We start from the raw sequence: 15,583 nt of genomic DNA, 5'->3' as shown, positions 1-15,583 counted from the left end.
GATCTTCCGTCTAGTGTTCGTCGGGTCGAACCCCCTGCCGTTGGTCGAACCCCTTGCCGTCACCGGAGGAACCGCCATGCCCCGGAGCCGTGCCGTGCGGGCCCTCTACGGCGTCCTGGCCGCCGCCGTGCTGGCCGCGCCCGCGCCCGTCGGCACCGCTCAGGCGCGCCGCGCCGCGCCGCCCCCGGTGGCGGCCCCCGCATCCCCGGCCGCTCCCGCCGCTCCCGCGCCCGCCCCGGTCCCCACCACGCCGCCCACCCCCAGGGCACCCGGCGTGCGGGGCCTGGAGATAGGCGTCCCCGCGTACGTCTGGGCCGACGACCCGATGCTGGCCGACCTCACCGCCACCGGCCCGGCCGCCTCCGTCGTCGTCCTCAACCCCGGCAACGGCGACTCCCCGTTCGACGCCCCCTGGCAGGCCCGCGCCGACGCCCTGCGCGGCGGGACCACCTCCACCGGCGAACGGACCAAGGTCCTCGGCTACGTCCACACCGACCACGGCAACCGCGACCCCGCCGCCGTCAAGGCGTCCGTCGACAACTACCTGAGGACCCCTGACGGCCGTCTCCACGTCGACGGCATCTTCTTCGACGTCGTCAGCCGCGACTGCGGCCCCGGCAACGCCACCCGCGACCACTACGCGCGACTGCGCCGCTACGTCCAGGAGACCCTGCACGCCGTCGACCCCGCCGCCACCGACCTGGTCGTCAACAACCCCGGCACCGCCATCGCCGACTGCTACCTGGAGCCCGGCCACCGCACCGCCGACGTCTTCGTCACCTTCGAGGACACCTACGCCGCGTACACCGGCGGCGGCTGGCCCGGCGGCAACGTCTTCGACGGACCGACCGGCTACCGGCCCGGCGCCGAACTCGACCCGGACGGAACGGCGTTCTGGCACCTCGTCCACGACGTCCCGGACCCCGAGGCCATGCGCACCACCCTCCGTACGGCCTTCGAACGCGGCGCGGGCTACGCGTACGCCACGGACACGGTCATGCCCAACCCCTGGAACACGGGCCCCGGCTGGAGCTACCGGACCCAGACCGGCTACGCCGCCACCCTGGGCTAGTGCTGTGACCGGGTGCATCACCTGGTGAGGTGGGAAAGCCCCGCGCGCCCCGTCCGTCGTGCGGGTGCGGGTGCGGTCCGGTCAGATCGCGGAGGCCGTGCTCCACAGCCGGGCCAGTGACAGGTCGCCCGTCACCCCCGGGCCCGTCAGCGGGAGCCGGTTCCACAGGGCCGCGTACAGCCAGGCCGCGTCACCGGTCACCTCGCAGTCGGGCGCGCCCGCAGGGCCGGACGGGTCCGCCGGGTCCGCGTCGCCCCGTACGGTCCGGGGCGGCTCCGAGGACAGGCGCACCGTCCACACCGCGCCCGTGTCGGCCGCCCGGACCCGCAGCACCCGGGGCTCCGGGGTGCGGACCCGGCTGCGCGGCCGGGCGTGGAAACCGGTCAGCAGCTCGTCCACGCCGTCCTGCGCGAACCCCGGTTCCACCGGGGAGAAGGCGACACCGAGCGCGGCCTGCGCGTCCATCCGGTGCACGGTGGTCTCGTGGGCCTGCCGCCGCGCCCAGAAGGCCGCCGCCGAGGGCGGGTCCGGGAGGAAGGTCCAGCACCGCAGGTCCGCCGGGGCCCCGGCCAGGGTCCGCACCAGGGCCGCGTGGCCCTCGCGGTACCAGGGGAGCACCTCGTCGTCGGCCGGCTCCGGAAGGTCCGGGAACGGCACCGGCTCCGTCAGGGCCTCCCGGACGAACCCGGCCGCCCAGCGGTGGACCGCGCCGGTGTGCCCCAGCAGGTCCCGGACCCGCCACCGGGGACAGGTGGGCACCGTGGCGTCCACGCCCGCCCGTCCGGCCGCCGCGGCGAGCAGCGCGCCCTCCCGCGCCAGGGTTTCCACGTAATCGGTGATCTTCATGCCCGGAGTCTGGCAGCGGCCCGTGACAATGGAGGGATGGACGGGGAACTCTTCCCGCGCGAGCGGACCACGATCGCCCCCGGCGCCGTGCACCTGCCCGACTGGCTCGGCCCGGCCCGGCAGGCGCGGCTGCTGGCGGCCTGCCGGGAATGGGCCCGCCCCCCGGCCGGCCTGCGGACCGTACGCACCCCGGGCGGCGGGGTGATGACCGCCCGGCAGGTCTGCCTCGGGCTGCACTGGTACCCGTACGGATACGCCCGCACCGCCGTGGACGGCGACGGCGCCCCGGTCAAGCCGCTGCCGCCGTGGCTCGCCGGCCTCGGCCGGGCCGCGGTGGCCGCCGCGTACGACCCGCCGCCGGACGGCGACGTCACGTACGACACCGCGCCCTATGACATCGAGCCCTATGACATCGCGCTGATCAACTTCTACGACGGGGACTCCCGCATGGGCATGCACCGTGACGCCGAGGAGCGGTCACCGGCCCCGGTGGTCTCGCTCAGCCTCGGCGACACCTGCGTCTTCCGTTTCGGGAACACCGCCACGCGCGGGCGCCCGTACCGCGACGTCGAGCTGCGCAGCGGTGACCTGTTCGTCTTCGGCGGTCCGGGCAGGCTCGCGTTCCACGGGGTGCCGAGGGTCCTGCCGGGCACCGCCCCGCACGGACTCGGGCTGACCGGCCGGCTGAACGTCACGCTCCGGGTCGGCGGGCTCACCAGCGGGCTCACCCGTGGGTAGGCCGTCCCTTTCGGGTCGTGCCGGTCGGCGCGGGCGGGGCACGATCCGAAAGGGACGGCCTGGGCCGTCGCGGGGCGTCCGGTGTCCTCCGGTCGTGCGAGGATCGCTGTCATGAACGGCAACGGGGCCCCGGCGCGGGTGGGGGATGTGACCACGGTGTCCACGCGGACCAGACTGGAACGGGGCCGCGGCGCGCTCGGCCCGGCGTTGGAGCTCGTCCACACCGGCCGGGCCCCGACCCGGGCCGTCCTGACGGCCGAACTGGGTGTCACCCGGGCCACGGCGGGGGCGGTCGCCGCGGAGCTGGAGGCGCTCGGGCTGATCCGCGTCGACTCCCGGCCCGGCGGCGCGGGCGGGGCCCAGGGCCGCCCCTCGCACCGGCTCTCCGTCGACGAGAACGGCCCGGTCGTGCTGGCCGCACAGGTGCACCCGGACGGCTTCCGGGCCGCCCTGGTCGGTCTCGGCGGCCGGATCGTGGCCACCGCCCCTGGCAAGGTCACCGTCTCCGCCGACCCGGCGCAGGTGCTCGGCGCGGTGGTCGAGGTGGGCGCGGCGCTGCTCGCGCGCAGCGGGCGGCGGTGCGTCGGCGCGGGGCTCGCGGTCCCCTCGGCGGTCGCGGAGCCGGAGGGCACGGCACTGAACCCGCTGCACCTGGCCTGGCCGGCCGGGTCTCCCGTACGGGCCATCTTCGCCGCGTGCGTGAAGCGGGCCGGGATCGACGGCCCGGCCCTGACCGGCAACGACATCAACCTCGCGGCACTGGCCGAGCACCGGCACGGCGCGGGCCGCGGCGCGCAGCACCTGCTGTGCGTGGCCACCGGTCACCGCGGGGTCGGCGGCGCGCTGGTCCTCGACGGCCGCCTGCACAGCGGCAGTTCCGGCCTGGCCCTGGAGGTCGGCCACCTCACCGTCAACCCGGAGGGGCGGGCCTGCCACTGCGGCAGCCGGGGCTGCCTGGACGTGGAAGCGGACCCGCAGGCGTTCCTGACCAGGGCGGGCCGTACGCCCGGCCCCGAGGTGTCGCTGCTCCAGCAGGCCCGCGACCTGCTGCGCGAGCAGTACGCGGACCCGGCGGTACGGGCCGCCGCCGAGGAACTCATCGACCGGCTCGGCCTGGGCCTCGCGGGCCTGGTGAACATCCTGAACCCGGACCGGATCATCCTCGGCGGGCTGCACCGGGAGCTGCTGCACGCCGACCCCGAACGGCTGCGGGCGGTGGTCGCGGACCGCAGCCTGTGGGGGCGGAGCGGCGGCGTGCCCATCCTGGCGTGCACCCTGGACCACAACAGCCTGGTGGGCGCGGCGGAGCTGGCGTGGCAGCCGGTGCTCGACGACCCGCTGGGTGCCCTGGGCGCGGCGGCCTGAGCCCGAAGGGGGACGAGGCCCGGGGCCAGCCCTTCCGGCCAGCCCTCCCGGCCCGGCGGAGCCCGTCGGCGGCCCCGGCACCGCCCCGCCCCCGGTGGCTTCCGGGACCTACCCGGGCCTGGCGCCCGCCGACGCCGCCACCGGCACGCCCAGCGGGACGGCTCCGGGGTCCACGGCGACCACCACCGCCGGCGCGGGTTCCCGTACGGGCCGGGACCCGACCCGGACCCGGCGCGGCGTCGTCGTCACGGGCACGGCCCGGAGCGAGAACCAGACCACCTTGCCCGGCCCGTCGGCCCGGTGCCGCGCGCCCCACGCCTCGCTGACCGCCTCGACGAGCGCGAGCCCGCGTCCGCAGGTCGCCAGGGTGTCCGCGGCCCGCCGCTCCGGGAGTCTCGGATCGCTGTCGTACACCGAGACCGTGAGCCGCCCGAGGCGGAGTTCGATCTCGACCGTGCACGTCTTGTCCGGCTGCGCGTGGCGGTGGACGTTGCTGAGCAGTTCCGTCACGCCGAGCGCGGCCCGGTCCATGAGCTGATCGAGCTGCCAGTGGCGCAATTGCGCGCAAACGATTCTGCGGATCTGACCGATCCGCGCGGGCAGGGCCTGCAGTTCCACGACGCAGTGCCTGCGGGAATGAATTATCACGGCTGCGACTCCCCGACATGAGTGTTACGGGTGCTGCACCCTCGGTAATGCTCCACCAGGGTCACCCACGGTTCCCGGCTGTGCAACCGAACGCGACCGAAAGCCCTGGGCATGGAAACCCAAAGAAACTGTTTGCGCAGGTGGGGGAGGTACATTGCGAAAGCAGGTGGCGAAGGAAAGCACGAAGGAGCACGGCGCATGAGCATCACCCGTACGACTGCCACGACCGTCGACGTCGACCGCAGCGACCCGGAGTACCGCGCCTGGCTCAAGGAGGCGGTCCGCAAGGTCCAGGCGGACGCCAACCGCTCCGCCGACACCCACCTGCTGCGTTTCCCGCTCCCCGAGGCGTGGGGCATCGACCTGTACCTCAAGGACGAGTCCACCCACCCGACCGGCTCCCTCAAGCACCGCCTCGCGCGCTCGCTCTTCCTCTACGCCCTGTGCAACGGCTGGATTCGCCCCGGCCGCCCGGTCGTCGAGGCGTCCTCCGGCTCCACCGCCGTCTCCGAGGCGTACTTCGCCAAGCTGATCGGCGTCCCGTTCGTCGCCGTCATGCCGCGCACGACCAGCCCGGAGAAGTGCCGCCTCATCGAATTCCACGGCGGCGCATGCCATTTCGTGGACGACCCGATGAAGATGTACGAGGCGTCGGCGGAGCTCGCCGCCCGCACCGGCGGGCACTACATGGACCAGTTCACCTACGCGGAACGGGCCACGGACTGGCGCGGCAACAACAACATCGCGGAATCCATGTACCAGCAACTGCGCCTGGAGCGTTACCCCGAGCCCGCCTGGATCGTGGCGACCGCCGGGACCGGCGGCACCTCCGCGACCATCGCGCGCTACGTGCACTACATGCAGCACGACACCCGCATCTGCGTCCCGGACCCGGAGAACTCCTGTTTCTTCGACGGCTGGACCACGAACGACCCGCACGCGAGCAGCGACTTCGGCTCGCGCATCGAGGGCATCGGCAGGCCCCGGATGGAGCCGAGCTTCGTGCCGGGCGCCATCGACCGGATGATGAAGGTCCCGGACGCGGCGAGCGTCGCCGCCTGCCGGGCCCTGGAGCGGGCCATCGGCCGCAAGGCGGGCGGTTCGACCGGGACCGGCCTGTGGAGCGCGCTGAAGATCGTCTCGGAGATGGTGGCCGAGGGCCGCACGGGCAGTGTCGTCACCCTGCTCTGCGACCCCGGCGACCGCTACCTCGACAAGTACTACTCCGACGCGTGGCTGGCGGAGCAGGGGCTCGACATCGCCCCGTACGCGCGGACGGTCGAGACCCTGCTGACCACCGGGGTCTGGCGCGAGCCCGGCGCCTGACCCCCGGCGCGGCCGGGCTCCCGGGCCCGTCGTCGCGGTGGAGTCCGGTCCCGGCGGGCCGGGTCGGCGGGCCGGCCGCCCCCGGTGGGTGGGGCGTGGAACGCATGTTCCCGCCGCTCCGGAGGGTTCTCTGTGTCAAATGTCCGCTCAGGGGCGGTTTCCCGTGGTGAGCTGCCGGGGCAGGGGTACCTCTGCGCGGGACGACGGGCCGCGCCGATCCCGCCCCGCGAGCGGAGGTCGCTGTGCCGGACACCCCCACTCCCACACCCGCTCCTCTCCCCAGGCCGTCCCCACCGCCCGGGGCCGTGCCCGCGACCGGGACCGGGGCCGCTACTGTGCCCGTGCCCGCGTCCGCTGTCGGGGGACCGCCGCTCTCCCTTGAGCTCCTGGTCCACGGAGTCGCCGGGGCCGCCCCCGGCGAGCTGCTCTCCGACCCGCACACCGTCCGCGTCACCGGGGACTCCACCGCCGCCGTCTTCCGCCGCGCCGAGGACGCCGACGCGGAGTCCCACCCCGAGCGCTACACCGACGGCCCCGTCGCCGAGGCGTACTGCTGGTCCCGGCTCACCTCCGGCAACGGCACCCGCGCCCTGTGGCTGCTGCTCCTGCCCTTCATGGTGGTCAACCTCGCCCACTGGGCCCGCCCGGCCGCGCCCGCCACCGGCCCCTGCCCGCACGTGGTCCGTGTGTACGGGCTCCTCGTCCGCATCCTCGCGCTCAGCCTCACCGTGCTGCTGATCGCGGCGGCCTGCGAGGTCGCGCTCGACCTGTTCGCCTGGCAGTGCGCGGGCTCCGGCGCCTGCTCCGGCTCCCGACTGTGGTCCCGCTTCCTGGCCCCCGGCCCGGACCCCGCCGACGCGGGCTGGTGGACCCAGCCGGGCCGCCGCCTCGCACTCGGCGCCCTGGTCCCGGTCGCCCTGACCTGGCTGCTCTGGTTCCTGTCCAACCGCACGTGGAGCGCGTACGAGTCCCAGCCGCCGCCCGCGGGCACCGCCGGACCCGACCGGCCGGACGACCCCACGCCCGCGCTCGGCCGGCCCGGCTTCTGGTACGGCCGCCGGCTCGTCGCCCGACTGCGCGCCGCGCACACCGCCGCCGGGCTGCTCACCGTCGCCGCCACCGTCGCCGCGCCCACCGTCCGCCACGACCGCCGGGCCGACGCCCCCGCGCTCGAAGCCCTGGGCTGGGCGGTCCAGGGGCTGCTCGCCGCCGGGGCCGTCACCGTCGTCTGGGTCGTCTGCCGCCGGGGCCGCACCGAGGACCGGGCCGACGACCGCCTCGACCGGGCCGCCATCACCCTGCTGCCCGGCTGCGCCCTGGCCCTCCTCGTCGCCGTCCTGCTCCACGCCTGCTGGTCACGGCCCGACTGGACCTCCGCCGGGCGGCTCCCCGGCGACCTCGCCTTCGGCCTGCTCATGCTCGGCCAGGGCTGCTGCGTCCTCGCCCTCGTCGCCGTCGCCGGATACCTCCACCACCGCGACCCCGATCCGGCGGCAGCCCTGAACGGTCTGGGCGGGCCCGCCGTCGCCATGCTCGGCTGCGCCCTCGGCGGGGTGATGTCCGGCGGGGTCGCCCAGCGGGTCGCCGACTGGCTGGACGGCGGGGCAGCCCCCGGATCTCCCGGGGCCCCGTTCCCCGGGCCGCCCGTGGTGCTGTCCTGGCAGGCCGCCGTCCTGCCCCCGCTGCTCCTGGTCCTCGCCCTGCTCGTCGCCTGGTTCGCGGTGCGCGGGGCCCTGGTCCGGCGCCGTCTGGCCCCGGCCGTGGCCGCCGAGTACCCGGGGGAGACCCCGGACCGGGACCGCAGCCTCCGGATCGCCGGGGCCCGCGCCGCCGCCGCGTTCACCGACTCCGCGCCCTGCTTCATGGCCACCGTGGCCGGCGCCACCCTGCTGCTCGGCGCGGGCGCCCTCGCCGGAGCCTGGTTCACCGGGAAGGTCCCGGGCGAGGCGGCCCGCGGCGCCCAGCCGCTCCTGGAGACCGCCGCCCGCGCCGCCCAGGGCGCCGGGTCCTGGCTCATAGGGTTCTGCTTCGTCCTCTTCGTCACCTGGGGCCGCCGCGCCTACCGGGACGCCGCCGCCCGCCGCACCATCGGCATCCTGTGGGACATCGGCACCTTCTGGCCCCGCGCCGCCCACCCCTTCGCCCCGCCCTGCTACGCCGAGCGCGCCGTCCCCGACCTGACCTGGCGGATGACCGGCTGGACCGAGCGCACCGGAGGCCGTCTGGTGATCTCCGGCCACTCCCAGGGCAGCGTGCTCGCCGCGGCGGCCGTCTGGCAGCTCGCCCCCGCCGTCCGCCGCCGGGTCGCCCTGCTCACCTACGGCTCCCCGATCGGCCGCCTCTACAGCCGCTGGTTCCCCGCCTTCTTCGGCCCCGGCCAGCTCGTCGCGCTGCACCGGGAGGTCGACTGCTGGCGCAACCTCTGGCGGGCCACCGACCCCATCGGCGGGCCGGTGCTGGCCGGTACCGGGGAGGGGGTGGACCGGGGCCCGCTCGCCGACCCGATCGCCTACGGGCGCAGCTCCCGCCACCCGCTGCCCGCGCCGATCCTCGGCCACCTCGACTACCAGGCCGACCCGGCCTTCGCCGCCGAACGCGACGCCCTGCTCGCCCGGCTGGGCCCGGCGGCCCGGACCGCCGCCCCGACGGACGCCCCGTCCACACCACCCGTCCCGTCCGCCGCATCCGTCCCAGCCGCGTCGGCGGTAGTCGCAGCGGAGGCGTCACACGCACCGGGCGCACCGGACACCCCGGCCGTCACGGACACCCCGGCCGTCACCCCGGCACCGGGCGCACCCGCCGCGCCCGGTCCCGTGGCCGACACACCGGGCACGGGCGACACACCGGGCGCGGGCGGGGTTCCGGCCCCGCGGCTCAGCAAGGCGCCGGCAGAGCAGGTAGAGCGGGCAGATCCGCCGGGAAGAGCAGGGTGAGTTCGTCCGTACTCGGCTCCGACAGCTGCGCCACCCGCCCCGCGTGCCGCTCGACCATCGACTCGAAGGTCTGGCGCGCGGTGCGGCCGTTGCCGAAGGCGGGACCCTTCGGCAACTCCGTGAAGTACGTCAGCAACGCCTCGGAGGCACCCTCCCCGAGCCGGTACTCGTGCTCCTCCGCCTGCTGCTCCACGATCCGCAGCAGTTCCTGCGGCCCGTAGTCGCCGAAGGCGATGGTCCGGGAGAACCGCGAGGCCACGCCCGGGTTGGCGGCCAGGAAACGGTCCATCTCCGCCGTGTACCCGGCGACGATCACCACCACCGCCTCCCGGTGGTCCTCCATCAGCTTCACCAGGGTGTCGATCGCCTCGCGCCCGAAGTCCCGGCCCGAGTCCTCGGGCGACAGCGCGTACGCCTCGTCGATGAACAGCACCCCGCCCCGCGCCCGGTCGAAGACCTCCTGCGTACGGATCGCCGTGGACCCGATGTGCTCGCCGACCAAATCCACCCGGGAGACCTCGACCAGGTGCCCCCGCTCCAGCACCCCGAGGGAGGCGAGGATCTCCCCGTAGAGCCGGGCCACGGTCGTCTTTCCCGTGCCGGGGGAGCCGGTGAAGACCAGGTGCCGGCGCGCCGAGGCCGCCTTGAGCCCCGCCTGCCGCCGCCTGCGGCCCACCTCGATCATGTCGGTGAGCGCGCGGACCTCGCGCTTGACGCTCTCCAGCCCCACCAGGGCGTCGAGCTGGCCCAGCACCTCGCCGGAGCCCCGCGCCGCTCCACCCCCGGGCGCGTCCACCGGGGCCTGCGGGCCCGCCGGGTCCTCTGCGGGGGCCACGGCCGGGCCCGGCGGCGGCGCGGGCCGTGACGCGGGCACACCGGCCGCCCGCTCCACGGGTCCCCGCGCCTCGGCGGCCGTGAGGATGCCCGCCCGGGCCCCGGCCGGGCCGACGCCCGGAGCGGGCCGCGCGGGGGGCCACACCCCGGACTCGTCACTCGTGCACTCCTCGGCGAGGGGCCCGTCCTCGGCGAACTCGTAGCCCCCGCGCTCGCACCGCTCGGTGTGACAGCGGGTGAGCGTGGTGCGGGAGCCGTCGATGACATGGAAACCGAAACCGGAACTTCCGCTCACCGTGCAACCGGTGAAGGTTCCCCGGCCTCCCGCGGAGACGTAGAAGCCCGACTCGGCGGGTGAGGTGACCGTGCAGCGCTCCAGGACCGGGTCGGCGCCCTTGGTGACGATCACACCCGTCTGCACCGCGTCGATGGTGCAGCCGGCGAGGGTTCCGCCGCTGCCGTGGTCGCGGAACCAGGCCCCGGTGGCCGCCTCCCGGATACGGCAGTCGTCGAGCCGGGCCGTCGCCCCGTCGGTCACCGAGACGGCGGTGTTGCGCACCTGGGACAGGTCGCAGTCGACCACATCGGCGCGCGAGCCCCGGTCCAGCACGAACAACGCGTCCGGCACGTCACGGACCCGGCAGGACTCCAGCGAGACGGTGGCCCCGTCGCTGACCCACACCGCGGGGTAGTCGCCCGTGCTGTCGTGGATCTCGCAGGACTCGGCGAGGACCCGGGTGCCCGGGTCCCAGACCGACAGACCGTTGCGGCCGAAACGCCGCACCGTGGTGCGGCTGAGGGTGAGCACCGAACGGGAGCGCAGATCCACCGCGTTCTCCGGGACGTCGTGGATGTCGCAGCCGGTCAGCGTCAGTTCCGCGTCGGTGTCGAGGGTGACCCCGTCGGCCGAGGTGCGGTGCACCGAGCAGTCGGTGAGCCTGGCCGTGGCGCGGGCGGCGATCCGCACCCCGGCGCCGTTGATCTCGTACACCTCGCAGCCCACCGCCTCCAGGACCGAGCCCTCGCCGGTGACCCCGATGCCCGCGCCCGTGGCGTGGTGTATGCGGCAGCGCTCCAGCCGCGGCCGGCCGCCGTCGCGCACCGAGACCCCGTTCTGGCCCGCGGCCACGACCTCGCACTCCTCGAACACCCCGCCACCGCCGTCCAGGACGGAGATCCCGACCCCGGTCGGGTTCTCCACCGTGCACCGCCGCACCAGGGGCCGGGCCCCGCCGCGCACCTCGATCCCGGCCGCCGAACGGGTGCTCACCCGCAGCCCGGTGAGCTCGGGGGCGCCGTCCTCCACGAGCAGCGCGGGCGCCGCCCGGTCCTGGCCCTCCAGGTGCAGGTCCTGGACCACCGCCGAGGCCCGCACCGTCAGCGCCACCCCGTCGGGCGGGGCGATCCGCACCGACCCCGGCGCGCCCTCGGGCCCGCGCAGGGTGACGGCGTGGAGCAGCACCAGGTTCTCCCGGTAGGTACCGGGGGCGATGGACAGGACGTCCCCGTCGCCCGCGACGGCCAGCGCCGCGGTCAGCGTCGGGTACTCACCGGAGCGCCGCCGCCACCGAGAAGCCCCACTGTGCGTCACCTGGACCGTGCCCTGAGCCATGGTGCTGTCGTGCCCCCGCCCTCGTACTCGCGCTGCCGGTGCGACGGACGTCACGCGAAGGAGACCGAAGCGACCGGAGCGAATGATCTGGCCGCTCCACCGTAGCGCGCGCGGGCCCGGTGGGACGCCCGCTCAGATGCCCGTGCCCGCCCGTCCCCAGTCCGGCCCGGCCGCCGCCCACGCGCGGTCCAGACGTATGTACCGCCGATGCATGAGCCTTCGTACGACCAGCCGCCGGACCGTCTCCACCAGTGCGGCGGCGCCGAGCGCGATGGCCAGCCCCGCCGCCCCCGCGTGGAAGGAGGCGGAGGACGGGTCGAGCGGCTGTCCCACGAGCCGGCCCCGCGGGTCCGTCCACACCCGGAACCGCTCGCCGGGGTGCGGGGGTTCCTCCGCGGCCGGCACCGTGCCCTCGTGGCTGCTGCCGTCGGGACCGGTCCAGGAGGCCACGATCAGGCTGCGCTGCGGGGTCTGCCGCGGTGCGCCCGGACCGTCGGACGGCTGCGCCCGGCCGGTCGACCCGGCCCGGTCGGCCGCCGGCCGGACCACCACCGCCGGGACGAGGTACCGCTCCTGCCGCTGCTCGTGAGCGGCGCGCTGCAAGGTGCCGTCCACCCTCAGGCCCGCGACCCAGCCGACGGCCGGAGCCACCACCAGGAAGCAGACCAGCGCCGCGAACGCCACCCACGCCTCGAAGAGATCGGTCGGCCGGCGCAACGGATTGCGCCTCCAACGCCACACACCCATCGCCGTCCGCACGGTCGGCACCCCCTCGCCTCCGTCTGTCCGCGCGCGCCCGGCCCGCCGCGTGCCCGGCGACGCGCGTTCCGGGCCACACGAGGACCCGTCCGACCCGGTCCGGTGCGCGTATCCCCGCGCACCTTCCGCCCCCGGGCTCCCACACGTCCTGACCGTTCCAACGGCCCGACCCCGCCCATTGGTTCCAGCGAGGCGCCAGAGCCCCTCGAAGGTGTTATTCCGCGGTGCCGCTCCACGATGTCACGATGTCACTCCAGGACCCGGACCTCGTCGCCGACCCGTACCGTTCCCACCCGCACCGGCACCAGCTGGCGCCCGAAGGCCAGCGACTTCCCGATCCTGCGGTGCCGGGCCAGCGTCTTCAGCGGCTCCTTGCCCCGTTCCGCCGTCGCCTGGTCGGTGGTGGTGACCACGCACCGCCCGCACTCGCGGGCCCCGCGGAAGACGGCGTCGCCGATGGCGACGCGCAGCCAGCCGTCCTCGGCCCAGGCGCCACCGCCCGAGACCACCACATTGGGGCGGAAACGATTCATCGGCAACGGGCCCTCCTCCGGGTGGTCCCCTCGCGCGATCAGCGCGTTGAGCGCGTCCAGGGAGGCGAGGGTGGCGAGCAGCAGCGGGTAGCCGTCGGCCAGGCTCACCGTCTCGCCCGGCAGCGCGTAGCGCGGGTCCACGGGCCGGCGCACGGCGGGATCGTCCAGGTGCACCAGCCGCGCCGGCGCCCCGAGGTACGCGCTGAACCAGTCGCCCGCCGCGCTCGCCGCGACGACGGTGTCGATCTTCTTCCCGAACAGCACGACGGGCTCCAGCGGCCCGGGTTCCGGCACCTCCACGACCAGTTCGGCCATGCCCGGCGCCGACACCGCGAACCCGCCGCCCTCCAGAGGACGCGCCGACGCCAGCGCCAGCCGGGGCCGCTGGCGCTGGGTGATGACCGTGCCCTCCGTGTCCACCAGCGCCCACCGCCGGTCCCCGGACAGGCCCCAGGGCTCCACGCCCACCTCGTCAGGAGCGGTGCCCGCCACCGATTTCAGGGGATGGACGTGGAGCGCCTGGACATGCAAGTTCGACATGGCAGCATCCTGCCAGGAGCCTTCCGCGCCGTTTCAGGGCGTCCCGGCGGAACGGTCGTCCCGGTGAACGGTCAGTAGCCCCGCCCCTGGTAGGGACGGCCGTACGGATCTTCGTACGGGGCGGTCGGGACCGCGACGGGTGCCTGCGCCGGGCGGGGCGCGGCGGCCGGGCGCATGGACTCGTACCCCGCGGCCGTGGTCACCGGACGCGGCGGCTGGTGCACGGGCTGCGGCAGGTACCCCGCAGGACCCGCGTGGGCCGGGAGCGGCTGCTGCTGCGGGACGTACGGGACGGGCGCGTGCGGGAGCGGCATCGGCTGGGGCGCGGGCTGCTGCTGCTGGTACGGGTACCCGTACGCCGGGGCGTGCTGGTGCTGGTGCTGGTGCTGTTGCTGCTGCTGGTGGTGCGGAGGCGCCGGCGGCAGCGCGGGGCGCGCCGCCGGGAGGGCCGGGAGGTACCCACCGCTCGCATATCCGGCGCTCGGGGACTCGTAGGCGGCGGGAACGCGGATGGGGGCGATCTGCGGGGTGCCGCGTTCGGCGACGAGGGAGTCGTAGATGGGGGTGTCCGAGAAGGAGGGCGCGGAGTAGTAACCGCCGCCATAAGTGGAGCGGGGGGAGGTCATGGGACCTAAGTTAAGCCCACGGCTTCACGGGGTCCATAGCGAGGTGGCGCGGACACCGCCCTGACCTGCATATTCGCAGGTCAGGGCCGTACCCTTCGCTTCCCGTTCACGTGAGGGATTCGCTCCTTCCGCCCCGCTTGTTCCTGCTTGTCCTCGCCCGGTGCGTGTTGCACCGACTTCACGCTGACAGAACGTCACCGCGAGTGACATCGGACGGCATCGCTCCGGTTCGCCGTCGCACCGGTCCACCCCCGCGCCCCGGTTCACGCGTCGCTGGGCCGGGCGTACGTACGGCCCTTCCACGCGGCCCCGCGGCCCCGGTAGTGCTGCACGGCCGAGTCGACGGTCATCAGCAGGTACAGCAGCGCCGTGAACGGCAACAGCGCCGCGAGCACGGCGGGCTGGCGGTAGTAGCGGAGCATCGGCAGATAGGTTCCCGCCATCAGCAGCCAGGCGAGAGCGCCCGCCCACGCGGTGGCCGGACGCCCGGCGGCCAGACCCACGAGGAGCGCGGCCGGGGGCACCAGGTAGACGAGCACGATCCCGGCGACCGTCCCGGCCAGCAGGAGCGGCTGGTGGCGCAGTTGGGCGTACGCGCTGCGCGAGACCATCCGCCAGAGGTCCCCGAGGGCGGGGTACGGGCGCACGCTGTCCACCCGCTCCGCCAGCCCGAGCCAGATCCGGCCACCGGAGCGCTGGACCGCGCGGGCCAGCGAGACGTCGTCGATGACGGCCTGACGGATCGCCTCCGGGACACCCGCCCGGACGGCGGCCCCGGTGCGCAGCAGCACGCAGCCCCCGGCCGCCGCCGCCGTCCGGGCGGTGGGGCGGTTGATCCGGCGGAAGGGGTAGAGCTGGGCGAAGAAGTAGACGAAGGCCGGTACGACGAGCCGCTCCCAGAAGCTGACCACCCGCAGGCGCGCCATCTGGGAGACGAGGTCGAGATCGGCGCCGGTCGCGGCGGCGACCAGTTCGCGGAGGCTGTCGGGCTCGTGCGCGATGTCGGCGTCGGTGAGGAGGAGGAACTCGGGCTCGGCGGCGTGGGCGCCGCGGGCGCACGCGATGCCGTGCCGGAGCGCCCAGAGCTTGCCGGTCCAGCCCGGGGCCGGGTCGCCGGGGCGGACGACGGTGAGGGGGAGTCCGGGCTGCTCGCGGGCGAGGCGGAGCGCGAGGTCGCCGGTGCCGTCGGTACTGCCGTCGTCGACCAGGATGATCTCGGCCTCGCCGGGATAGTCCTGGGCGAGGAGGGAGGGCAGGCTGAGCGGCAGCACCCCGGCCTCGTCCCGGGCGGGGACGACGATGGCGACGGACGGCCAGCGGTCGGGGCGCCCGTCCGGGGCGGCGGGCGGCGGAAGACGGACGTCGGTACGCCAGAACATGCCCTGGGCGAGGGTGAGCCAGAGCCAGGCGGCGAGGGAGGCGAAGGCCGTGCAGGCCGTGAGGGTGGCGGTGAGGGGGCCCATGGCGGCAGTGTGCCGCGCCCGGCGGGGAGTGTCGCGCACCCGGGCGGAACCGGGTGCGCCGGGCCCGGCCGGCCGGGCCGCAGGGGGAACCGGGGGCCGGTGGGGCGCGGCGGGCCGAGGGCGGGCCGTGGCAAGGGGTGCGCCGGCCGGTGCGCGACGGTACGGCGGTACGGCGGTACGGGTGGGACGCAAGGGGCCGGTGGAGTACGCGGGACCGGCCCCGCGCGGGGCCGGGCGGTGACGGGGCGGGGCCGGGCGGTGAGGTGGGCGGGCCGCCCGCGGACGGCT

12 protein-coding genes are annotated in these 15,583 nt (G+C 75.5%); 5 read left to right on the top strand and 7 right to left on the bottom strand.

All coding sequences use genetic code 11. The features are described 5' to 3' along the window. The first annotated feature begins 76 nt into the window (after positions 1-76). On the top strand, positions 77-1,072 hold the full coding sequence (locus ACIA5F_RS15285; protein WP_399352943.1) for a spherulation-specific family 4 protein: 996 nt from the start codon (positions 77-79) through the stop codon (positions 1,070-1,072). Positions 1,073-1,153: 81 nt separating this feature from the next. On the opposite strand, the gene ACIA5F_RS15280 is transcribed toward ACIA5F_RS15285, so the two are convergent. Further along, a complete protein-coding gene (locus ACIA5F_RS15280) occupies positions 1,154-1,918 on the bottom strand; it encodes a maleylpyruvate isomerase family mycothiol-dependent enzyme (protein ID WP_399352941.1) in 765 nt (254 codons plus the stop codon). A 36-nt stretch (positions 1,919-1,954) separates the two neighbouring features. On the opposite strand from ACIA5F_RS15280, the gene ACIA5F_RS15275 reads away from it, so the two are divergent. Then, a complete protein-coding gene (locus ACIA5F_RS15275) occupies positions 1,955-2,656 on the top strand; it encodes an alpha-ketoglutarate-dependent dioxygenase AlkB family protein (RefSeq protein ID WP_399352939.1) in 702 nt (233 codons plus the stop codon). Between the two features lie 111 nt (positions 2,657-2,767). Further along, positions 2,768-4,021 carry an ROK family protein gene (locus tag ACIA5F_RS15270; RefSeq protein ID WP_399352937.1) on the top strand — a complete coding sequence of 418 codons (1,254 nt, stop codon included), beginning with the start codon at positions 2,768-2,770 and terminating at the stop codon, positions 4,019-4,021. Positions 4,022-4,129: 108 nt separating this feature from the next. Here the strand turns inward: ACIA5F_RS15270 and ACIA5F_RS15265 are convergent, their stop codons facing one another. Further along, positions 4,130-4,669, bottom strand: coding sequence for an ATP-binding protein (locus tag ACIA5F_RS15265; RefSeq protein WP_399352935.1), 540 nt, complete (start codon positions 4,667-4,669; stop codon positions 4,130-4,132). Positions 4,670-4,867: 198 nt separating this feature from the next. On the opposite strand from ACIA5F_RS15265, the gene ACIA5F_RS15260 reads away from it, so the two are divergent. Continuing rightward, positions 4,868-5,995, top strand: a complete 1,128-nt coding sequence (locus ACIA5F_RS15260; RefSeq protein ID WP_399352933.1) for a PLP-dependent cysteine synthase family protein — start codon at positions 4,868-4,870, stop codon at positions 5,993-5,995. Between the two features lie 341 nt (positions 5,996-6,336). Then, positions 6,337-8,928: a hypothetical protein gene (locus ACIA5F_RS15255; protein WP_399352931.1), complete on the top strand. Its 2,592-nt coding sequence runs from the start codon at positions 6,337-6,339 to the stop codon at positions 8,926-8,928. On the opposite strand, the gene ACIA5F_RS15250 is transcribed toward ACIA5F_RS15255, so the two are convergent. From ACIA5F_RS15250 to ACIA5F_RS15230, 5 genes are all read right to left on the bottom strand, one after another. Next, complete coding sequence (locus ACIA5F_RS15250; RefSeq protein WP_399352929.1) at positions 8,870-11,374, bottom strand: right-handed parallel beta-helix repeat-containing protein; 2,505 nt, start codon at positions 11,372-11,374, stop codon at positions 8,870-8,872. The genes ACIA5F_RS15255 and ACIA5F_RS15250 overlap by 59 nt on opposite strands. Before the next feature lie 132 nt (positions 11,375-11,506). After that, on the bottom strand, positions 11,507-12,091 hold the full coding sequence (locus tag ACIA5F_RS15245) for a hypothetical protein (protein WP_399352927.1): 585 nt from the start codon (positions 12,089-12,091) through the stop codon (positions 11,507-11,509). 290 nt (positions 12,092-12,381) lie between these two features. Then, positions 12,382-13,206 (bottom strand): MOSC domain-containing protein, encoded by an 825-nt coding sequence (locus ACIA5F_RS15240; RefSeq protein ID WP_399352925.1) that lies wholly within the window; start codon positions 13,204-13,206, stop codon positions 12,382-12,384. Positions 13,207-13,277: 71 nt separating this feature from the next. After that, complete coding sequence (locus tag ACIA5F_RS15235) at positions 13,278-13,832, bottom strand: DUF6643 family protein (RefSeq protein WP_399352923.1); 555 nt, start codon at positions 13,830-13,832, stop codon at positions 13,278-13,280. A 263-nt stretch (positions 13,833-14,095) separates the two neighbouring features. Further along, positions 14,096-15,295 carry a glycosyltransferase gene (locus ACIA5F_RS15230; RefSeq protein WP_399352921.1) on the bottom strand — a complete coding sequence of 400 codons (1,200 nt, stop codon included), beginning with the start codon at positions 15,293-15,295 and terminating at the stop codon, positions 14,096-14,098. Positions 15,296-15,583 lie beyond the last annotated feature (288 nt).

It is taken from the genome of Streptomyces sp. NPDC051567, from assembly GCF_044454165.1.
Classification (GTDB): Bacteria; Actinomycetota; Actinomycetes; order Streptomycetales; family Streptomycetaceae; genus Streptomyces.
This window is presented reverse-complemented; position numbering and strand designations above follow the sequence as displayed.